19 protein-coding genes are annotated in these 21,733 nt (G+C 52.5%); all 19 read right to left on the bottom strand.

What is annotated here, in order from left to right; all coding sequences use genetic code 11:
• Positions 1 to 7: 7 nt before the first annotated feature.
• The 19 genes from wcaL to wza all read right to left on the bottom strand — a co-directional run bounded on the left by wcaL (position 8) and on the right by wza (position 21,174).
• A complete protein-coding gene (gene wcaL, locus ACJHYD_RS02860; RefSeq protein WP_000862689.1) occupies positions 8 to 1,228 on the bottom strand; it encodes a colanic acid biosynthesis glycosyltransferase WcaL in 1,221 nt (406 codons plus the stop codon).
• On the bottom strand, positions 1,225 to 2,505 hold the full coding sequence (gene wcaK, locus ACJHYD_RS02855) for a colanic acid biosynthesis pyruvyl transferase WcaK (protein ID WP_000770841.1): 1,281 nt from the start codon (positions 2,503 to 2,505) through the stop codon (positions 1,225 to 1,227). Before wcaK ends, wcaL begins: the two co-directional genes overlap by 4 nt.
• Positions 2,506 to 2,576: 71 nt before the next feature.
• Positions 2,577 to 4,055, bottom strand: a complete 1,479-nt coding sequence (wzxC, locus tag ACJHYD_RS02850) for a colanic acid undecaprenyl disphosphate flippase WzxC (protein ID WP_000058425.1) — start codon at positions 4,053 to 4,055, stop codon at positions 2,577 to 2,579.
• A gap of 1 nt (position 4,056) precedes the next feature.
• Complete coding sequence (gene wcaJ, locus ACJHYD_RS02845; protein ID WP_000183119.1) at positions 4,057 to 5,451, bottom strand: undecaprenyl-phosphate glucose phosphotransferase; 1,395 nt, start codon at positions 5,449 to 5,451, stop codon at positions 4,057 to 4,059.
• 54 nt (positions 5,452 to 5,505) lie between these two features.
• Positions 5,506 to 6,876: a colanic acid biosynthesis phosphomannomutase CpsG gene (cpsG, locus tag ACJHYD_RS02840; RefSeq protein ID WP_001551317.1), complete on the bottom strand. Its 1,371-nt coding sequence runs from the start codon at positions 6,874 to 6,876 to the stop codon at positions 5,506 to 5,508.
• A gap of 101 nt (positions 6,877 to 6,977) precedes the next feature.
• The gene (gene cpsB / locus ACJHYD_RS02835) at positions 6,978 to 8,414 is read right to left on the bottom strand and encodes a mannose-1-phosphate guanyltransferase (RefSeq protein ID WP_000079285.1); all 1,437 of its coding nucleotides are present in this window, start codon (positions 8,412 to 8,414) and stop codon (positions 6,978 to 6,980) included.
• A gap of 2 nt (positions 8,415 to 8,416) precedes the next feature.
• Positions 8,417 to 9,640 (bottom strand): colanic acid biosynthesis fucosyltransferase WcaI, encoded by a 1,224-nt coding sequence (wcaI, locus tag ACJHYD_RS02830; protein WP_000699734.1) that lies wholly within the window; start codon positions 9,638 to 9,640, stop codon positions 8,417 to 8,419.
• Positions 9,637 to 10,116 carry a GDP-mannose mannosyl hydrolase gene (gene gmm / locus ACJHYD_RS02825; RefSeq protein WP_024186464.1) on the bottom strand — a complete coding sequence of 160 codons (480 nt, stop codon included), beginning with the start codon at positions 10,114 to 10,116 and terminating at the stop codon, positions 9,637 to 9,639. Before gmm ends, wcaI begins: the two co-directional genes overlap by 4 nt.
• Positions 10,117 to 10,118: 2 nt before the next feature.
• On the bottom strand, positions 10,119 to 11,084 hold the full coding sequence (gene fcl, locus ACJHYD_RS02820) for a GDP-L-fucose synthase (protein ID WP_000043615.1): 966 nt from the start codon (positions 11,082 to 11,084) through the stop codon (positions 10,119 to 10,121).
• Positions 11,085 to 11,086: 2 nt separating this feature from the next.
• Complete coding sequence (gene gmd, locus ACJHYD_RS02815) at positions 11,087 to 12,208, bottom strand: GDP-mannose 4,6-dehydratase (RefSeq protein ID WP_000048190.1); 1,122 nt, start codon at positions 12,206 to 12,208, stop codon at positions 11,087 to 11,089.
• 26 nt (positions 12,209 to 12,234) lie between these two features.
• Positions 12,235 to 12,783 (bottom strand): colanic acid biosynthesis acetyltransferase WcaF, encoded by a 549-nt coding sequence (gene wcaF / locus ACJHYD_RS02810; RefSeq protein WP_001153547.1) that lies wholly within the window; start codon positions 12,781 to 12,783, stop codon positions 12,235 to 12,237.
• A gap of 15 nt (positions 12,784 to 12,798) precedes the next feature.
• Entirely contained in the window at positions 12,799 to 13,545 is a 747-nt protein-coding gene (gene wcaE / locus ACJHYD_RS02805) for a colanic acid biosynthesis glycosyltransferase WcaE (RefSeq protein ID WP_000927005.1), read from the bottom strand.
• 10 nt (positions 13,546 to 13,555) lie between these two features.
• Positions 13,556 to 14,773, bottom strand: a complete 1,218-nt coding sequence (gene wcaD, locus ACJHYD_RS02800; protein WP_000107816.1) for a colanic acid polymerase WcaD — start codon at positions 14,771 to 14,773, stop codon at positions 13,556 to 13,558.
• Positions 14,748 to 15,965 (bottom strand): colanic acid biosynthesis glycosyltransferase WcaC, encoded by a 1,218-nt coding sequence (wcaC, locus tag ACJHYD_RS02795; RefSeq protein WP_001023882.1) that lies wholly within the window; start codon positions 15,963 to 15,965, stop codon positions 14,748 to 14,750. Before wcaC ends, wcaD begins: the two co-directional genes overlap by 26 nt.
• The gene (gene wcaB / locus ACJHYD_RS02790) at positions 15,962 to 16,450 is read right to left on the bottom strand and encodes a colanic acid biosynthesis acetyltransferase WcaB (RefSeq protein WP_000888714.1); all 489 of its coding nucleotides are present in this window, start codon (positions 16,448 to 16,450) and stop codon (positions 15,962 to 15,964) included. The genes wcaC and wcaB overlap by 4 nt, the downstream gene beginning before the upstream one ends.
• 2 nt (positions 16,451 to 16,452) lie before the next feature.
• A complete protein-coding gene (gene wcaA / locus ACJHYD_RS02785; RefSeq protein WP_000654510.1) occupies positions 16,453 to 17,292 on the bottom strand; it encodes a colanic acid biosynthesis glycosyltransferase WcaA in 840 nt (279 codons plus the stop codon).
• Positions 17,293 to 17,420: 128 nt separating this feature from the next.
• Positions 17,421 to 19,583, bottom strand: a complete 2,163-nt coding sequence (wzc, locus tag ACJHYD_RS02780; protein ID WP_000137156.1) for a tyrosine-protein kinase Wzc — start codon at positions 19,581 to 19,583, stop codon at positions 17,421 to 17,423.
• A 2-nt stretch (positions 19,584 to 19,585) separates the two neighbouring features.
• Entirely contained in the window at positions 19,586 to 20,029 is a 444-nt protein-coding gene (gene wzb, locus ACJHYD_RS02775) for a low molecular weight protein-tyrosine-phosphatase Wzb (RefSeq protein ID WP_000482901.1), read from the bottom strand.
• A gap of 5 nt (positions 20,030 to 20,034) precedes the next feature.
• Positions 20,035 to 21,174, bottom strand: coding sequence for a polysaccharide export protein Wza (gene wza, locus ACJHYD_RS02770; RefSeq protein WP_000978094.1), 1,140 nt, complete (start codon positions 21,172 to 21,174; stop codon positions 20,035 to 20,037).
• Positions 21,175 to 21,733 lie beyond the last annotated feature (559 nt).

Genomic DNA, 21,733 nt, shown 5'->3' with positions numbered 1-21,733 from the left:
TTCTCCTCTATAAAGCCTGCAGCAAGCTGGCGAGTTCTCGATTGATCACCTGCTGGTTAAAATCGTGTTCGACTTTTTCGCGCGCACGTTTGACGACCGGTGCCAGTTCGTCGGTGTCCAGTTGGCTAAACGCCGCCAGTCGTTGCGCCAGTGCACGGGCATCGTTCTCAGGCACCAGCCAGCCGGATTTGTCAGCCTCCACCAGTTCCGGTATTCCGCTATGCAGAGTAGAAACCACCGGAATGCCGACCGCCATCGCTTCCATTAGCGCCACCGGAATGCCTTCCATATCACCATCCGCACCTGTAACCGATGGCAACAGGAAGACATCCGCGTCGTCGAGCATCGCTTTCACTTCATGGCTCGGTTTAAAGCCCGGCATCTCTACCACATCTTCCAGTTGATATTGTTCGATAAGGGTGCGCAGGCGTCGTTCCCACGGGCCAATGCCGAGGATGCGATAGCGAAATGCCACGCCCTGCTCTTTCAACTGACGGCAGGCTTCGATCGCCACATGCAGGCCTTTTTTCTCGGTTAAGCGTGCAACGGAAATGATTTCCAGCGGCGTTGCGGGCGCTTTCACCGGACGCGGACTAAAGCGCGTCATGTCCACGCCCATGCGCGATACGGCGATTTTTTCCCTCGGGCATCCCATTTTTTGCAGCCTTCCGGCCCACAGATCGCTGATCGGTAGCATCAGGTCGCCACGGCGGAACAGTTGCTGATATTCGGGAGTGTAGTGGTTGAGCACTTCCCGACTGGAGATATCAATGCCGTGGAAGATAGTAGCGATTTTGCCGCGTATGACACCCAGTTCCCGTAGTTTTGCTGCGGTTACCCCCGCAGGGCCAAAATGAGCGATAAAGACATCGGCATAAAATGGTGTTGAGACCTGGCCGCAAATGGCAGACAAAATCAGGTTCCGCGACTCTGCGCCATAGCGTTTGAGGTTGAGCGCCTGCCAGGTATTTTTACGATGAATGCCGCGTAAGGTCTGGCTGGCGCGGTGGCGCAGTTTCGCCACTTTGCCCGTAGGTTCGTCCTGTAACCAGCGGGTTCTGGCGGCAAGGTTGTATTTCGTCCATGCCGCGTGGGTGTTCTGGGTGTCGCCTTTTTGCAGCGCGACAATCTCCACTTCAAAGCCCATATCAATAAACGCAGTGATTTGGTTAAGAACGAAGGTTTCCGACGACAGCGGAAATTTCAGTAAAAAGAAGCCGACCTTCATTTCGCCTCCCCAATGCGTTCAAGCACAGATTGCACCATCCGCATTCCCATCTGACGTTCGCGACTGACGGCTTCGCTAAGTCGTGCGTTCAGCGCCGGAAGATGGCCTAAGGTATCCGCAACCATCGCTTGCAGGCTACCGTCCAGTAAATGACGGATATCAATCGCCATCTCTGGTAGCCCCAGCTGCTGCATAATCCCGGCGGATTTATGTTCGTAGTTGATGGCAATTGCCGGAGTGGAGAAATTCATCGAGATAATGGCTGAGTGCAGACGCGTACCGACGGTGAGTTGACAGGCTCCAAGAATTTTGCCCATTTCCAGATCATTGAGTTCATCCATCACTACGTGGTAACGGGCAGGATCGCTGATGTGCTGGCGCAGGTTGAGCGCCACCATGCGGTCGTCTTTGTTATAGCTGTCGATGCCCGTACAAGTGGAGAGCGCAATGACCTGATACCCTTCGTCGAGGGTGCGATTGACCACCCCGGCAAAGGCTTTTTCATACGCTTGTTGAGTGGTGCCGAGACGTTTGTCGAACGGTGCCAGTTCGCGCAGGGTAATGGCCACCGTTTTCTGTTGTGCGGCAACGTCCAGCCAGTGTTGAACGGCATAGCTGGCGGTGAAATCTTCTGTGTGGTGATCGACCAGCCACGCGGTATCGACGCCATGTTCAACTTTTGCAGTGGTGATATTGCTGCGTTTCATCAAATCAAGGCTGACCGATTCGCGCAGGATCAGCGCGTCGCAGTGACCAAAAACGTAGTTTGCCAGTTGGTTAAATTGCTCATCCTGGAAGGGACCGACGCTGTGACCAATCATAAACAGCGGCTTTTTCGCCATAAACGTGCAAAGTGCGTGTTCAAACTGCGGCACACCATAGAGATCGACAAAAAACGATCCGCCGACCTGAATAATGGCGTCGTAACCTGACAGCAAGCGCACGAAGTCGGTGAATCCCTGGGCGATGGCGATATTACGCAGCTTGCCAGTGTCGGTGACGCGTGAGAGCAATACCTGATGCTGGTAGCGGCGACGGAGGACTTTTTTAACGCGCCCGACAACGCCCGCCGCGCTGTTTTGTTGTTTCATTTGCAGGAACAGCGGATCGCCCATTACCGGGCGGTTGAGCAGCCAGGAAGAACTGACCGGATAGCGGCTCATCACGTCCACTTCGGCATGTGGATTGAGGATGTTGATGGCATCAAGTAAGCCGCGCAGGATGGCGCTGTCGCCGCGGTTGCCGCAAGTGTGGTTGCCCAGAATCAGTAATTTCATTTTTTCCTCATAAATTTGATGCCAGGTGAGGTTATGTTGTTGTTTTTATTGCCGTAGCCTAAAACAACCATTCACCCCGCCCGTAAAAGCATTTTCATTTTTTCGCTGCGACAAAACTGACGCTTCACTTCCACCACCAGCGGATGGCGCGACAGCACAATCATCACCACAAACGCCAGCACGCCCGCGGCTATTTGCACCGCCAGCAGCATGCCCAGAGCCATTTGCCCTTTCAGTACAATGCCCAGCGCATAACTGATCACCAGTGTCGGCAGCGAGAGATAAAACGGCAGCCACAAACTCAGGATGTACTGACGATAACTGGAACCGAGCACCGGTTTAATCATCACGAAGTAACTCAGAATGGTGTTGATAATCTGCACCAGCAGGAAGCCAAGCGTGACGCCGATTGCGCCCGCCATCTGCCCACCAATAACAATCGCCGGAATAAACAGAAAGGTTTTGAATACGTTGAATTTAAAGCTGATATCGACCCGCGCTTTCGCCATCAGCAGCGAACCAATCGGGTTCCCCACTGAGCGCAGCAGCCCCACCACACACAGCAATTGCAGCACCGGAATAATGCTGTTCCACTTCTCACCAAAGACCAGCGGTACAAAGTTATTCGACACCACCATCAGCCCCAGCAGCGCCGGAAAGTTGATAATCCCCACCACCGACAGCAGCTTGTAGAAGTTAACGCGCAGCTTTTCGGTGTCGTCCTGAATTTTGGCAAATGCCGGAAACAACACGCGGGTGATGATCGGATTCAGCTTCATCGGCGGCACAACGGCCACGTTGTACGCCAGGTTGTATCCCCCTGCTACGCCCGCGCCGAGAATACGCGCCAGCACCAGCGTTGAAAGGTTGGTATTGAGATAGTTGATGATGCTGTCCGCCGTCAGCCAGGCACCAAAACGTAAGTTTGGTGCCACCGACGCCAGCGAGAAATGCAGACCGGGGCAATAAATTTTTCGACCAAAGTAGCCAAACAGCAGCGTTCTTACCGCACTATTGACCAGATAACCGAGGATCGCGGTCATCGCCAGCGGCCAGAAATGGGCGCTAACCACCGTAAAAGTGAAGCCCGCCAGCACCGCGCTGGTTTCGATCATGCCGATTTTGTTGAACTCCAGCTCCTTCTGCATCAACGCGCGGAACTGCTGCCCGTGGGGGATCACCACAAACGCCAGCGACAATGTTTTAATCAACGGTGCCAGGTCCGGGTTATTCAGCACGTCGCCGATGAGATCACTCAACAAAAACACCGCCACGCACACCACGATCCCCAGCCCGACGTTCAGCCAGTACAGCGTGGTGAGTTCAAGGTGGCTGATTTCTTTTCGCTGAATAATCGAGTTAGCGATGCCGAAGTCAGAAAGCGTATCTGCCAGCGCGATGATCACCAGCGACACGGTAAGCAAACCGAACTGGTGGTTGTCGATAATCCGCGCCAGCACGGTCATCTGCACCAGCCCGAGGCCGATGATGATCACCGTGGCAATCGCCGACCACTTCGCGCCGCTGATGGTTTTTTCACGTAAGCTCATATCAATATGCCGCTTTGTTAACGAAACCCTTGAATACCGTCAGGAAAACGATTTTGATATCGAACCAGACGCTCCATTCGCGGATGTACTCAAGGTCGAACTCGACGCGTTTTTCCATTTTCTCCAGCGTGTCGGTTTCGCCACGCCAGCCATTAATCTGCGCCCAGCCGGTAATGCCCGGTTTCACCTTATGGCGCAGCATGTAGCCTTCAATGAGCTGGCGATACTGTTCGTTATGCGCCACCGCGTGTGGACGTGGACCGACAATCGACATCCCCCCGGTCAGCACATTGATAAACTGCGGCAATTCATCCAGCGAGGTGCGGCGCAGAAAGTTCCCCACTTTGGTGACGCGCGGATCGTTCTGCGTCGCCTGAGTCACCACTTTGTCGTTCTCCATCACTTTCATAGAACGGAACTTCCACACTTTGATCGGCTTGCCATCCATGCCGTAGCGAGTCTGGCGGAAAATAACCGGCCCCGGTGAGCTCAGTTTCACCGCCAGCGCAATGCAGCACAGCACCGGGGAGATCAGCAGCAGGATAAGCGTCGCCAGCACAATGTCTTCTGCACGTTTTATCAGACGGTTAACCCCGGAAAGCGGCGTGTCATACAGCGGCACCACCGGTACGCCGTTCATCTCTTCGATACGGGAATGGAGAATGTTGAAGGTAAAGACATCGGGGATCAGCAGCACCGAACAGGTGGTATCCGCCAGTTGATGGACCAGTTTTTTCACTCGTGCGCCGTCGCACATTTGCATCGCGATATAGACGTTATGAATCTTGCCCGCTTTCGCATCCTCGACCAGCTGTTGCAGATTGCCCGCCCAGTCGTTAGAAACGCCGCCCGGTTTTGGGTCGTGGTATACGCCCACCACTTCAAACCCTAACCACGGCTGATTACGGAAGCTCTCCATCAGCATTTGTCCGGCGGCTAAATCCCCCGCCACCGCGACCATCCGCTTGTTATAGCCATGATTACGCAGCCAGCCCGCCCCAATGCGAATACATGAACGGCAAACCACCAGTCCGATGCTGGTCAGCCCATACCACGCCAGCCAGATTTTCAGTTGCGTATCGAAATCATTGTTGAACGCCACCAGTCCGGCGCTGAAAATCACGCTTAAGGTCCAGTTTTGTAGCAGCAGGGCAAATTCTGTCGCTGCCCGAACACCGCGCCATGAGCGATAAAAATCGGTGATGCCACCCAGCATCTGGAACACCACCAGCGTAATCAGCGCCACCAACAGGTGCATGTAGAGGAATGACAGGCCGCTCACTTCGCAAACCAGCCATAGTCCGGCAAACATGATGGTGATATCTGAAAAGCGTTGCACCATAGAGATTAACGATGCATTGGTTTTCGCTCGCTCGCGCTTTTTTAGATTTGTCATCGTTGTTCCTGTTATTAGCCCCTTACCCGCAGTGGGGTAAGGGAAGATCCGACATTACTCGTTCAGCAACGTCAGCAGAGTTCGCGTTCGCGCTTCCATTAGCGGCACATCACCGCGCGATTCCACATTCAACCGCACCACCGGTTCGGTGTTGGAGGAACGCAGGTTAAAGCGCCAGTCGGCAAAGGTCATGCTGATGCCATCGGTGCGATCCACCGCCAGCGCCTCACGGCTAAAATGCTGTTCCACGCGGTTAATCGCCTCAACGGGTTGCGCCAGTTTGCTGTTGATCTCACCGCTTGCCGGAAACGCCGCCATCCGGTCGCGTACCAGTTCGCCCAGCGTTTTTCCTTTCAGGCATACCAGTTCGGCGACCAGCAGCCACGGGATCATGCCGCTGTCGCAGTAAGCGAAATCACGGAAGTAATGGTGGGCGCTCATTTCGCCACCGTAGATGGCGTCTTCCTTGCGCATACGTTCTTTAATAAAGGCGTGTCCGGTTTTCGACATCACCGGAGTGCCGCCTGCGGCAGTCACCACATCAACGGTGTTCCAGGAGAGACGTGGATCGTGGATGATCTTCGCGCCGGGATTTTTTTCGAGGAATGCTTCTGCCAGCAGGCCGACAATGTAGTAGCCCTCAATAAACTGCCCTTTTTCGTCAAACAGGAAACAGCGGTCAAAATCGCCATCAAAAGCAATGCCCATATCCGCGCCGTGTTTGATGACCGCATTGCGGGTGTCGTCGCGGCATTCCGGCAGCAGCGGGTTAGGAATACCGTTGGGGAAATTGCCGTCCGGCGTGTTATGCACTTTGATTAACTCCACCGGTGCGCCGAGGGCTTTAAAGCGGGCTTCGATGGCGTCAACTACCGGACCCGCCGCGCCGTTCCCGGAGTTGATCACAAGTTTCAGCGGAGTAAGGTTTTTGACGTTGATATAACCGAACAGGTGATCAACGTAAGCGTCACGCAGATTGATTTGCTGATAGCGACCGCGTTTGGTTTCATCGACAGGAGGGAAGTCATTGGCTTCTGCCAGACGCTGGACATCGCGCAGTCCGGTATCACCGCTGATCGGGCGAGCCCCTTCGCGCACCAGTTTCATGCCGTTGTAATCCATCGGATTATGGCTGGCAGTAACTTCGATGCCGCCATCCACGCCGAGATGGAACGTGGCGAAATAGATCTCTTCAGTGCCGGACGTGCCAATATCCAGCACATCGACGCCCGCATCCTGTAAACCTTTTGCCAGCGCCAGTTTTAAGGTTTCGCTGGTGAGGCGGACATCACCGCCTAAAACAATGGTTTTCGGTTTAAGAAATTCGCCATAGGCGCGACCAATACGCCAGGCAATATCTTCATTCAGTTCTTCGCCTAATTTCCCGCGAATATCATAGGCTTTAAAGCAGGTTAATTTTTTCATGTCGTTACCCTTTTTCAGGCAATAGTTGGCCCTGACCGAAGCGGCCAATTTTGTTTTTGTCGTTATTTACCAGAGAATTAATCCGGTTGATTATTCAACTACTACACCCGCCCGTAGCGATCCGCGAAGCGCACCACATCATCCTCTTCGAGATAAGAGCCGGAGCGCACTTCAATTAAATCGAGCGGAATTTTCCCCGGGTTTTCCAGGCAATGTGTCGCCCCCAGCGGAATATAAATGGACTCGTTTTCACCAAGCAGTTTGATATCACCGTCAATAGTGACTTTTGCCGTTCCTGCGACCACCACCCAGTGTTCCGCGCGGTGATGATGCATCTGTACCGACAAGCCCTCGCCCGGTTTCACGGTGATGCGTTTCACCTGGTAGCGGTCGCCCGCATCAATAGAGTCATATTTGCCCCACGGACGATACACTTCACGATGCACCCGATGCTCATGGCGACCGTCGGCTTTGATCTGCTCGACCACTTTTTTCACATCCTGCACCGCGTTACGGTCGGCAATCAGCACTGCATCTTTGGTCTGCACTACCACCAAATCTTTCACCCCGACGGTGGTGACCAGGCCAGATTCGGCATACACATAGCTGTTTTCAGTTTTGTGATTAATCACATCGCCGTGGCAAACGTTGCCCTCGGCGGTGTGGGCGCTGATCTCCCATAATGAAGACCAGGAACCGACATCGCTCCAGCCCGCATCCATCGGCACCACAACGGCATCTGCCGTACGTTCCATGACCGCGTAATCCACCGACTCTTCCGGGCAGGCCAGAAAGGCTTCTTCATCCACGCGAATAAAATCGAGATCCGGATCGACGGCGCTCATCGCTTTTTCGCAGGCATCGAGGATATCCGGGCGATATTTTTTCAGTTCTTCGAGATAGCGTCCGGCACGGAACAGGAACATACCGCTGTTCCAGTAATATTCGCCGCTTGCTACATAGGCCTGCGCGGTTTCCAGATTTGGTTTTTCGACAAACTGCGCCACTTCAAAGGCCACCGTATCCTGCTCACCCGCAGACACTTCACCGCGACGAATATAGCCATATCCGGTTTCAGGTAGATCCGGCACAATGCCGAAGGTCACCAGCTTGCCCGCTTCGGCATATGGCATAGCATTACGCACGGCGGCACGGAACGCGTCTTCATCGGCAATCACATGATCCGCCGCCAGCACCAGCATTAACGGGTCGCTCTCCGGGCTATGACGTTTTGCCGCCAGCGCCGCCAGCGCAATGGCGGGTGCAGTGTTACGCCCTGCCGGTTCGAGAATAATGTTCTCGGTGAGTTTGTTCAGTTGACGCAGCTGTTCCGCGACAATAAAGCGGTGCTGCTCATTGCAAATCACCACAGGGCTTTCGCACTCCACGCCGTTCAGGCGGCAGATGGTGGTTTGCAGCATGGTGAGATCGCCTTTCAGGCATAAAAACTGCTTGGGATAAAGTACGCGGGAAAGCGGCCATAAGCGGCTACCGGAGCCACCTGCCATCACAACTGGATAGAGTTTCGACTGCGCCATAATTATCCCCGAATATCATTTATAAATTGACGTAACACGTTCTCTTTATCGAGCGTGCGTTCGGCATATTCACGTGCCACCGTGTTGTGTTTGGGCAGCAGGAGCGCCTGGCAAATCCCCGCCACCAGCGCCTCGACCGATTCCGGCTCTACGCAAACCGCAATGCCCGGAAAGGTTTCGCAAAGCTGCCCCAGTTCTGTGTGGGCCTCTGCGGTAATCACCGCGTTACCGCCTACCGCCAGAATATTGGTCAGTTTCGACGGCAATACGGCATCTGCCGCGCCGCGTTTTTGCACCACCAGATGGCAATCGCCCATCTTCAGCAGTGCGGGTAAAGCGTCATACGATTGCAGCGGGAAAAATTGCATGTTGCGCAGTCCACGCTGCTGCGCCATTTTTTCCAGCCGCGCTTTGCCGCCGCCCTGCCCGACAATGGCAAAAATCAGCGGTTCATCGCGCAGGCGATCGGCAGCTTCAATAACGTTTTCCAGCCCCTGCTTTTCACCAATATTGCCGGAGTAAAGAATGATTTTTTTGTTATCCGGCAGGCCAAGCTGGTTACGAAGGGCATCAACATCGACATCTGCGACATGCTGAAAACGGGCAATTTCTGACCAGTTGGGAAAGAAGATGACGTTTTCTGCCGCCACGCCTTTTTCGATGGCTTTATTCATCATCGAACGCGAAATCGTGGAGACGTTATCGACGTTATGCAGTCCGCTACGTTCGAACGCCGTTGCCAGCTGTGCCACTTTGCCGCCTTTGCCTTTTCCGGCAAGGCCCAGCCCCAGCATGGCGTCCACTTCGTAATCCTGAATATGCAGCACGGTACGCGCGCCAGAGAGTTTCGCCAGCAGGCGCATTCCCGGCGTGCAAAACAGCGTTGGCACCACGCCAATAATGCGATCCGGCTTCCAGCGACGTTGCGCCATCAACGGGAAAAAACTGCTGACGGCAAAACTGCCGAGATGCAACAAGCGTTTCAGGGTGCTCGGCTGTTTTGGCACGTACAGCGGGCAGCGCCACACCGTGGCGGCCCCCTCTTCTCGTTTGTAGCGCCAGGCGGAATAGTTCTCGCCCACCTGCCACTGCGGGTAGTAAGGCGGTGCGGTTATGACCCGCACCTCATGACCTTGTGCCGCAAGCCATTCCACCATCTCTCCGGTGTATTTGCCGATGCCGGTTAACTCCGGCGAGTAGTTAATGCCGTAGACCAGTATTTTCATAATCCGGGTACTCCGGCACGCTTCTCAGCGAGAAAATAGGCGCGGCTGTTAGCGTGAACATTGTCACTGGCGAGCAGCGCTTCCGGCGTCAGCCAGCGGTAATCGTCATGCTGCTCATCCGGCAGTAACAGATCTTCTTCCGCGACTCTGAAGCGAAAACCGAGCACCACATAGTGCGTGGTGAAATCCGTGCCAGAGAAGTTATCGTCATAAAAGTGCTGCCAGACACCGTAAAACTGGCCTGCTGTTATCGGCAGACGCAGCCCCAGTTCCGCCATCGTCAGCCGCTCAAATGCGGCTTCCAGCGTTTCGTCTTTCTGCACGCGCCCTCCCGGCACAAACCAGTAACCCTGCGCCGGGCGGTTGGTTCTTTTGCCAAGCAGAAACTCGCCGCGACTGTTCTCAACAATAAAGTCGAGAGAGACAAGCGGAGTGGAGCGCACTACCGTGGCAAAGTCTTCCTGACGTAAAAACATCATTACCCCCGAAAGCGGTCTTGATTCTCAAGGAACCACTGGTAAGTGCTGGCAAGCCCCGCTTCCAGTGAGATTTCGTGATACCAGCCAAGCTGATGCAGGCGCGTCACATCCAGCAGTTTGCGCGGTGTGCCATCCGGTTTGCTGGCATCAAAAACCACCCGACCTTTGTAACCCACCACTTTGGCGATGGTTTGCGCCAGCTCGCGGATAGTGCAGTCAACGCCCGTGCCGACATTAATGTGCGACAGCATCGGCTGGGTGTTCTCCAGCCAGACTTCATGCGCCAGCTCCATCACATGAATGCTCGCCGCCGCCATATCATCGACGTGCAGAAATTCGCGCATCGGCGTACCGCTGCCCCACACCACCACGTCCGGCGCATTCTGTGCCGTCGCCTCGTGGAAGCGACGCAGCAATGCTGGGATCACATGCGAGTTACTCGGATGGAAGTTGTCGTGCGGCCCGTACAGGTTGGTCGGCATGACCGAGCGGTAATCGCGTCCGTACTGGCGGTTGTAAGATTCGCACAGTTTGATCCCGGCGATTTTGGCAATGGCGTAAGGCTCGTTGGTCGGCTCCAGCGTACCCTGCAATAACTCGCTTTCTGCCATCGGCTGTTTTGCCAGTTTCGGGTAGATACAGGACGATCCGAGAAACAGCAGTTTGTTCACGTCGTTCTGATGCGCGGCGTGAATGATGTTGCTCTCAATCATCATGTTCTGATAGATGAAATCCGCCGGATAGGTGTTGTTGGCAACAATGCCGCCCACTTTCGCCGCCGCCAGATAGACCTGGTCAATGCTTTCGCTGGCAAAGAAATCATGCACCGCGCGGCTGTCCAGCAGGTTCAGTTCATCGCGGGTGCGTAATACCAGCTCCACATCACCGCGCTGTTCGAGCTGTCGCCTGATGGCGGAACCGACCATTCCGCGATGGCCAGCGATAAAAATGCGTTGTTTACTCATGCTTATGACTCCAGCGCGATCGCCACGTCGTAGCCGTGAGATTTCAGCAGAGAGTGTTTTTTCGCCGCTTCGAGGTCATTAGCCACCATTTCAGACACCATCTCTCTGAGGGTGATTTCCGGTTTCCAGCCCAGTTTTTCGTGCGCTTTGGTCGGGTCGCCGAGCAGCGTTTCAACTTCCGCCGGACGGAAGTAACGCGGGTCAACGGCGATAATCACATCGCCCGGTTTAACGCCCGGCGCATCATGCCCGGTGACGGAAACCACAATGCCCTTCTCTTCAACGCCCGTGCCTTCAAAGCGCAGTTTGATACCCAACTGTGCCGCCGCCATTTCTACGAACTGACGCACGGAGTACTGAACGCCGGTAGCAATTACGAAATCTTCCGGCTGTTCCTGTTGCAGCATCATCCACTGCATTTTTACGTAGTCTTTGGCATGGCCCCAGTCACGCAGGGAATCCATATTGCCGAGGTACAGGCACGACTCCAGCCCCTGGGCGATGTTGGCGATTGCGCGGGTGATTTTGCGGGTAACGAAGGTTTCGCCGCGGCGCGGGGATTCATGGTTGAAGAGAATACCGTTACAGGCGTACATGCCGTAGGATTCGCGGTAGTTAACGGTGATCCAGTAGGCGTACAGTTTGGCGACCGCATACGGAGATCGCGGGTAGAACGGCGTGGTCTCTTTCTGCGGAATTTCCTGCACCAGACCGTACAGTTCAGAGGTGGAAGCCTGATAGAAACGGGTTTTCTTTTCCAGACCGAGGAAGCGGATCGCCTCCAGCAGGCGTAGCGTACCCATCGCATCGACGTCTGCGGTATATTCCGGTGACTCAAAAGAAACCGCAACGTGGCTCATTGCGCCCAGGTTGTACACTTCATCCGGCTGCACTTCACGCAAAATACGCGTCAGGTTGGAGGTATCACTCAGGTCGCCATAATGCAGATGGAATTTCGGGTTGCAGGTGTGCGGATCCTGATAAATGTGATCCACGCGCTCGGTGTTGAATGACGATGCACGACGCTTAATACCATGCACCTCGTAACCTTTTTCCAGCAGAAACTCTGCCAGGTAAGAACCGTCTTGTCCGGTTACACCGGTGATGAGAGCGACTTTTGACATGTCTTATTCCTCTGTATTTTTTGAATTTATTCAGTTTCAACGCGTTCGCGTATCACCACTGCGGGATTCCCCCGGCAAACCACATTTGCCGGAAGCGATTTAAAAACACTGCTTCGCGCACCCACGACGGTGCCGTCGCCGATCGTGACGCCAGGGGCAACAAAAACATCTGTCGCCAGCCAGCATTTCTCGCCAATCACAATAGGCGTGGCGTTAATGGTGAAATGTTGACTTGCATGGTCGTGGCTCCCGGTGCATAAATAACTTTTTTGCGATATCACCGAATGTGCGCCAATGGTTATTTCACCGAGGGTATATAAATTGACGTCATCGCCGACCCACGCGTAATCACCTAAGGTTAATTTCCACGGATAGGTAATTTTTACTGACGGACGAATAACTACGTTTTTTCCTATTTTTGCGCCGAATAAACGTAATAAAAATGCCCGCCAGCGATACAATACTTGTGGCGACCAGGCAAATATTGTTGCCTGTACTGCCCACCACAATTGCACTTTAATAGCGTTGCCACCCCGGAACCCTTTCGGCACCGAGAATCCACTTAAATCCTGCATCGTTTTCCCTTATATTCAGCTTTTGTTATATAAGGCTTTCGTCTTTGAGGTAGTACGTTGGCGTAAATGCCAGGATAATTCAGCCCAAAAGCCAGGCACGTGCAATATCTGCCGTTGGACTTTTTTGGCGTCAGCACACAATTCCATATTATTGGTGGTAGATACCCCACCCATGGAAAATTCAGACACCAGACCATTGAGTTTTTTAAATGCATAACCGGCTTTATACATTTTGGCCGCCAGCGCGTAGTCGGACGAAACTTTATATTCCAGGTCATAACGCCATTTTTTCAAGCCGGATACCGGGAAAAATATCGCCTGATGACTGGCGGGCAGGCTGTGATAAATATACCAGCCCGGTTTGGCGCTACGTTTAATTTTATGCCCGTCGCCAAAATCCAGCAGCGCATCGCCAGTGATCATCACGTTATCTTTTTGTACTTTTAACTTACGGACAAAATTTGCGGCATCCTGATGAAAAATATCACCTGAGTTGAGAAACAACGCGAACTTGCCTTGTGCCATCGCAATGCCTTTGTTCATGGCGTCGTAGATACCGTTATCTGGCTCGCTGACAAAGCGTAGGTTATAGATACCCTTGAGATTTTCCAGGTACTCACAGGTGCCGTCATTGGAACCGCCATCGACAACAATCCATTCGAAGCTGATATCGTCCGCCTGCGCCAGATGCGCCAGCGAGGCGTGTGTTTTGACTATCCCTGCGAGGTTACGAAACGCGACAGTGATTATGCTAAGCAACATGTTCTTATTCTTACCTCGTAATATTTAACGCTTTTCGCAAAATAAACGGACAGACGATTAAAAATGCATATTCCGGGCTAAATATCGAACCGGTAAAAAACAGCGATACCGGAGTAAAAAGATATAATTGCACGCGAAAATTGCGGTTATCACCAAAAGCGTTGATCATCATTTTTATCACTTTCCCCATGTACCACAGCGATAAAAACACTGCGAACCAGGAAAAATAAATAATCAGCAGATACAAACCATTGTCTATGGTTTTTCCGACATCCGCACCGTTAAATATTCCGAATGATGCGACATATTCATAAAGTGAGCCAAATCTGACTACACCGTCAATATGGGTCAAAGAATAACCGACCATCACCAGCGGACCGACAATACGATAATACGATGACGATCCTTCCGTGCCTAAATCACCCAGACGGGTGGAAATATAAGGAAATGCAATTACCACACCAACCAGGAATACAGCCAGAGAAATCAATGCTAACGGTAACTTTTTCTTAATCGCCTCTTTATTCAGATATTGAAATGCCCACTCCAGCAAATAAAACAGGATAAAGGTCATAACCCCTGAAAACGATCCGGATAATATTATCCCTGCGAGAATCATAGCATCGGTTTTAGGCGTTTTGATACCAAACTGTTTGATGCTGAGCCAAATTGAGATTAATGCCAGAGCGAAAAATGCCGGTTCGAAATAAAGTGCTGTCGTGCGCTTGCCGCCGAATTTGATGAAATTCAGCACATAGCTGTTGCTGTAAATCAGATATTTCGAAATCGATTCCATAATACTGCTGCCGCCGGTGAGGATAATTTGCGCCATCTCCACCGCCGCCAGCGCCACCACCAACCCGACCACCAGATAAAAAAAGCGTAATATCTTGCGGTGGTTGTGGGGCGAAATCGTTTTAAAGCGAATACTCCACACCATGCCAATAATGATCACAATATAGACAAACAGCATGGTTGAAGTGACGTATTTACTGGCATCCAACGACTGACCAAACAGGTAGTTAAACGCCGTGAGTCCCGCGCCAATCCCCAGGGCAATCATTAATTTTTTAACGCTGATGCGCTCTAAAAACAGCAGTAACAAGACAGGTAAAAAAGTGACGATGGTGATGGGGAAACTTTCACCAAGCTGGGCGATTTTGACGTTAACCAGCAGGTAGATCAGCGGCAGCAGCAGGTAGCTACAGATTCTGATAGAAGTTGACATACTCCTCCAGCATCTGTTGTCCACTGTAGGCGGCACGGCTGCGCTGGCTGAACTCAGCCAGCGTGGTACCAAATACCGCCTGCGCGATTTCCGGTTTGCTTAACTGGACCAGTTGCAGCACGTCTTCTTCACTGACGGTTTTACCGCCGGATTTTTGCAGCACTTCCCGCGCCGCGTCGCTATGGGTGGCAATCACCGGCACGCCAATCGATAGCGCCTCACACAAAATTAGCGGGTAGTTATCGACGCGAGAACTGAATACCAGCGCATCCATCTGATTGAGCGCGCTCATCAACTTGCGCTTGTCAGTTTCAAAGCCGTGATTAACCACGTTGCCAGCGGTGAACGGCGAGAACTTACCAAAGGTATGCAGTTCGATTTTGTCGCCCAGCGCCATCATCTCGCGTACCAGTTGCTGGTTAGTTTTGCCGTCGTAACGCAGGTCATGCGCCACCACCGCGATTTTCGGCTTGCCCTGGGTTTCGCGCACCGGAGGCAAGTCCGCCAGAATCGCTTCGGTTGCCATATCAATACCGTTATTGATAATCCGGCAACGCCCTGGACCGTACAGACTATTGAAAGCATCAGCCACATGCTGGCTGGGGGAAATAAACTGACAGCCCAGCGCCAGCATCTCGCGGAATAACTGGCGTTTGCCCGCCACCAGTTGGTGCGCGCGATCAATCTTCACCGGCGGATAATTATTTAAGGTCGGGCATTTCTGGCAGCCCTTTTTCCAGCCTTCACAACCGTCGGTAAAGGCGCAGCGTCCGGTAACGCTCCAGTGATCGTGTAACGTCCAGACCAAAGTGATATCCGGTTTGTGGTTTTTCACTTTTTCGCAAAAGCGCACCACGCTCTTAAGATTCAACCAGTAGCTGTGCAGCACATGAAAATGCAGGACCACCGGACCCGGTGTGCGAGTAATGGTGCGATATAACTCATTGAAATTGCCGAACAGATCGCGATTAAACAGACGAAACAGGGCAATGTTCGCCATCGCGGTCATCCGCGGCGTATGTTTGATGACCTGCGGATAGTTCTGATGGCTGACGCTCTCTTTGCCGCCTTTGCCGTAACCGTAGACAAAATGTGACGCCAGCCCCTGTTGCAGCGCGCGCTGGTGGAGATCTAACGCCACACCTGCTGCCCCACCTTCCGCCAGTCGCACATTAAATTGCAGAATATTCATTTAATTACCTTCACTCGCGCTTTTTCTCCCACCACCAGCGCGTTGTCCGGGACAGAGTCGAGCACCACGCTGCCCGCGCCCACGGTGACGTTGTTACCAAGCGTGATATCACCAAGAATAATGACGTTGGCACCGAGCTCGACGCCGTTGCCAATGTGTGGACATGCCATGTTATCGGCACCACGATTGCCGATAGTGACGCCGTGGCGAATGGTAAAATCATCCCCCGCTACCACGTTTTTATTGATCACTACGGCGTAACCGTGATGGATAGTAAAGCGGCGGCCAATGGTCGCGGCAGCCTGGATTTCATAACCGAAAAAGCATTCGGTGATAATGCGATACAGCACCAGCAGCGGGGCCGCCCACAGATTGTTGAGGACGTTCTTTTTGCGCCACACCGAACAAAAATGAGCGGCGCGATAGGCAAGAACCATGCAGCACGGGCGTAAACTCCAGCTGTTGGCGCGCAGATCTTCCAGCATCTTTAGCGCCCCCGAATACCATCAGCCAGACGTTTGCCGTTACGCACCGACAGCAGCGTCAGCAAAGTGCGCCAGGTCATGCGTTTATTGCGGATCTGGTAGAGGGTAAACAGCTGATATTTTTTGCTGGCACGGTCGAATTTGTCTTTGTGCTTGCGGTAAAAGTGGAAGTACCCGGAGAATTTTTTCGGTGACGAGGTGATCTGCATTTCACCGTGATTGATATGCAGGATCTGCGTCGCCTCTTCCACTTTCCACGGTTCGCCATACTCCACCACCATCCGCAGGAAGATGTCGTAATCCTGTGCCGCTTTCAGTTCGGTATCAAACAAACACTCTTTGAAACGCCATGCCCAGGTAAAGACCTGATTGCCAATGATATTCCGTTTATAGAACAGGCGGCGTGAATACGGCGATTTGGGATACAGTGGCAAACTTGCCGGTTGGGAATAGACTTCGCCCTGGCAAACGTAGTCGTTAGCGTACAAAAAGGCGTGAGTGACCAGTTGCTGTTTATGGGCGAGGAAGACGCTCAGACGGTTGGGTGTCCATTCATCATCATCATCGATCCCGGTGATGTATTCCCCTTGCGCCAGCGTAATCGCCTGGTTACGTACCGCGCACGCCCCGCTGTTAATATCGTTGTGAATGTAGGTGATACGCGGGTCGTTGAGGGCGGTGACGTACTGTTGCAGCTGTTCCCAGGAGGTGGAGCAATCATCCACGATGATCATCTCCCAGTTACTGTAGTCCTGGCGCAGGACCGATTTTATCGCCCGAATCGCCAGTTGTTGGCGGTTCCAGGTCGGCATATAGATTGAAATCAGCGGATTGTCTTTCATAGGTTGTTCTCCCGGAGTGTCGAGATGTTCTGCCGGTTTATAAGCTTGTTTACGGGTTCTGTTGCCGGATGCGGCGTGAACGGAGGTCGGATAAGATGCGTCAGCATCGCATCCGACAGCGGATCTCGTTATTTCGCGTCCGACTTATATTCGTATTCGTAATAGCCATAATCCTGATACGCGCTGGCGCGGCGGAAGATGGAGTTGAGAATCACCCCTTTCACCGGAATACCATTTTGCTCAAAGCGGCTCAGACTGGTTTCCACTTCTTTCAATGTGTTGACCGCATAACGCGCCACCATTAACGTGGTTCCGACATGACGACCAACAATTGCCGCATCGGTCACTGCCAGAATCGGCGGCGTATCAATCAACACCAGGTCATAGTTTTTACTCGCCCAGTTCACCAGTTCGGCAAAGCGTTCGCTCATCAACAGTTCAGAAGGATTTGGCGGCACCTGACCGCGCGGGATCAGGTCAAATTTGGCAATAGAGGTCGGTTTAGCAGCGGTAGTAATATCGCCCTGACCAATCAGAATTTCCGACAGGCCATTAACGTTATTAGTGCCCAACAGCTCGTGGGTGTAGCCTTTGCGCATATCGCAGTCGATCAACAACACCCGTTTATTGGTCTGGCTGATCACCGCCGCCAGGTTGGCGCAGACAAAGGTTTTACCGATTGACGGGCTAACCCCGGTCATCATCAACACATTGTTCTGCGCCTGCATCATCGCGAAGTGCAGACTGGTACGCAGACTGCGGATGGCTTCAATCGCCAGATCGGTTGGATTCCCCACCGCCAGTAGCTGGCTCTGTTTATAGCGTTTAACCCCTTTGATGGTTTTGACGCTATCGCGCGCTTTTTGCCACTCCGACAGCGGGATGCTGGCATATACGCTGATACCGTGTTCTTCCAGCACTTGCGGGCTTTCGATGCCGCGATTAAACAACGAGCGCAGCAGCACACCCACGATAGAGAGCATCAGGCCGAGGATAATTGCGCCGAGGATAATCAGCCCTTTCTTCGGTTTCAGCACACCAGGCTGGGTGATTGCCGGGTCAACAATGCGCACATCGCCGACGGTGCTGGCTTCGGTGATTTTCAGCTCCTGTTCTTTATTCAGCAGTTGCATATAGACCTGCTGCCCAGACTCGACATCGCGGGTCAGACGGACAATTTCCTGCTGGGTTTTCGGCATCGCCGTTACGCGACCATTAAGTTTGGCTTTTTCGTCTTCCAGCGCCTGCCGTTTCTCCAGCAGCGTGCGGTACGCCGGGTGAACTTTGGTGTACAGCTTGGAGATTTCCGCTTCTTTAAAGGTCAGTTCGTTCAACTGCGCGTCGATGTTCACCATCGAATCGAGCACCGCTTTCGCTTCCAGCGGCAGATCAACAGAATCTTTATCCTGACGGAAGGCATTCAGTTTGTTTTCGGCAACATCGAGGCGGCTACGTACTTCCGGTAACTGTTGCGCGAGGAAAGCGAGGCTTTTCGACGCTTCCGCCGATTTGCGCTCAATATTTTGTTCCTGATAGTTACGAGCGATGCTGTTAAGAATGTCGCGGATCTGTTCACGATCTTCACCGGTATAAGTCAGGCTCAGTACGCCTGCGTCTTTGCCGTTCTCCGTTACCGTCAGGCTGTTTTGCAGTTGGTTGATCATCCCCAGCGTGGAGTATTTGGTGACGGTAAACTCACTCCCCGGGCTGGCGTGAATAGCTTCAACCATCAGCGTGACGCCTTCTTTTTTCAGCATCTGGCCCGCTTGCCCACGGGCGCTAAAGCCGCCATCGCTGCTCAAAGTGTAGTTTTTGTCATCAAGCACATTAAGCGTAAACACCTGATCCGCCATCTCCTTAGGACGGTTAAAGGTGGTCACTTTTACCGTCTCGTTCTGGCGTCCCATCAGGCGATCCCAGCCCGCACCGAAAATCGGGAACGTGTTTTTGCTCACCGCAATATCGAGGTCGAGATCGTCCACCGTTTTACCAAGCACCAGGCGCGAACGAATCAACTGGATCTCGGCGTCCGATGCAGGCGGTTTGTTGGCTAATGCCGATCCGATATCCTGCACTAACGAATTGCCGCTGCTTTGTTCGATTTGTACCAGTGCGTCGGCGCTGTATATCGGCGTAGCGAAGAAGGTGTAAACCACGGCACAGAGGGCGAATACGGCAGTGATGCCAATTACCCACCAGCGCGCCTCAATGACGGTGCCAACCAGGCGACCAATATCGATTTCATCACTGCCCGTTACCGGAGCGGCATGTTGTTTTACTTTTTCTGTCATTCTTATACCTGCTCTGCGTTCAATGCCTGCGCCCACTGGCGGGCAGACCGTTCAAGTAATGTGTACACCGCTGCAAACGTTTCCCGGCTTTTGCGATACGGATCGGGGATTTCACATTCGTTATCCCAGTGACCAAACAGCATCACTTTGCCGCGCATCTCAGGTGCCATCTCGCATAAGCGTTCGATATGGCGCTTTTCCATGGTCAAAATCAGGTCGTAGTTGCGACACAGGCGACGGCTGATTTGCCGTGCACAGTGACCTTCCAGAGACAGTTGATGTTCTGCGGCGACGCTGATAGCGGTAGGATCAGCGCCCTTACCGACCAGCGCGCCGAGTCCAGCGGACTCCACTTTCAGCTCCGGGTGATAACGTTGCAGTAAGCGTTCCGCCGTCGGGGAACGGCAAATATTGCCGACACAGACAACTAAAATGTTGTTAAACATGACGATTACCAGTTATGAATGTCGCTGGCTGTATCCGTCATGTAACGGACACCGCTAATAGTTGGCAGCAACTGATTGATCAGACGGTTCCAGCGGGAAACCGGTGCGGTGGTGACATACACCACGTCATAAGGTTGCAGGCGGAATTCTGTCGCCATCACCAGCGACGTGGCATCGGACATATCCAGCTGGTAGATATTGGCAATCTTGCCGTTACGCCCACCCTCGCCTTTCAGCGGACGAATGACAAAGATGCCGCTGGCGTTGGAGGTGGTCATGTCGATGCCTTCAGCATTACCAAGGGCTTCAGTCAGGGTCATGCCGCTAAAGTCCATTTTCAGGGTGCTCTGTTTCTTCACTTCACCCATCACAAACACTTTCAGATCATCATTACGCGGCACGTAGAGAATATCGCCAGGATAAAGCAGTCGATTCTGATTGAGGTCGCCGTTTTGCATCAGCGCCTGCAATGAAATGCGTTCTTCACGACCATTGTGTGTTAACACCACGTTGCGCCAGTCAGCGGTGTCGGTCAGGCCACCTGCGGCGTTGATGGCGTCGAGAATGGTCAGTGGCACGTTGGTGATCGCCTGTTGGCCGGATTTATTCACCTGGCCGGAGATATAGGCTTTTTGCGAGCGGAAGGCGGCGATATTAACGTCCACCTGCGGGTCAGCGATGTACGTCGCTAAGCGCCCGGTAATATCACTGCGGATTTCAGCGAGCGTTTTCCCCACCACGTGAACTTTGCCGATATACGGATAAAACATAGTGCCGTCAGGCTGTACCCAGTTGCCGGTGTCGCTGGAGCTGCGGTACTGACCGGCTGGCGTGGTGAGTTCCGGGTGATCCCAGACGGTGACATTAAGAACGTCCCCCGGCCCGACGCGATACTGGTAATTCGCGATCTCACTTTCCAGCGTCATATTGGGGCGCGCTACGTTGGGTCGTGGGCGTAATTGATCAATCAGGCGCGGGGTCAACGGATAAACATTCACCATTTTGTCGAGATCGAAATCAGCGTCCTGCTGTTTGATGACGTCTTTACCCATCGTCGACATATTGCTGCCCGGAAGTACTGTGCAACCGCTTATCAAGGTTACTGACACCAATAATGGCATCAATTTCATTTTGGATTTCATCATTGTTTATTTATCACTTTGGCAGAGTAATTATCCTGTGCACTATTAATAGCAATGTCGCCATGCACATTTACCTTGCAGTTAATTGAATAAAAATTTAACTGGCATCAGTCCTAAAAAAATTGATTTCATCCGCAGGCTATTGACAGAATAATTCAGACTGGTCTTTCAGGCATCCAGACACGCTACCGCCCCTGGCTTTTTAGCTACCAATACACTGATTTAGTTTAATTTTTAAAACCCTCTCAACATGCAGTCGTTGATGAGAAAGGGTTATTACGGAAATTAACTTCCGAATATAAGGTGACATTATGGTAATTGAATATTGGCTCTCCAATAATGCAGGAGGAAGTGTTACAGCTAACGGAATAGCAGGCAAGGTAACAATTCGGTAATTGGCTATTTTTAAGAATTATATTAAGTGTCATTCAATATGGTTTTTAGGAGTTTCTTTAGGTTGACAATATTTAATATAGTGTCTCCACATGCGATATTTCTTAAATAATGTTTTATTATTACCACTTTTAATTCAGGGATAATGTGAGGTTATAAACCTCAAATA

The sequence above is a fragment of the Escherichia sp. WS1368 genome (assembly GCF_046487485.1).
GTDB classification, from domain to species: Bacteria; Pseudomonadota; Gammaproteobacteria; order Enterobacterales; family Enterobacteriaceae; genus Escherichia; species Escherichia coli.
This window is presented reverse-complemented; position numbering and strand designations above follow the sequence as displayed.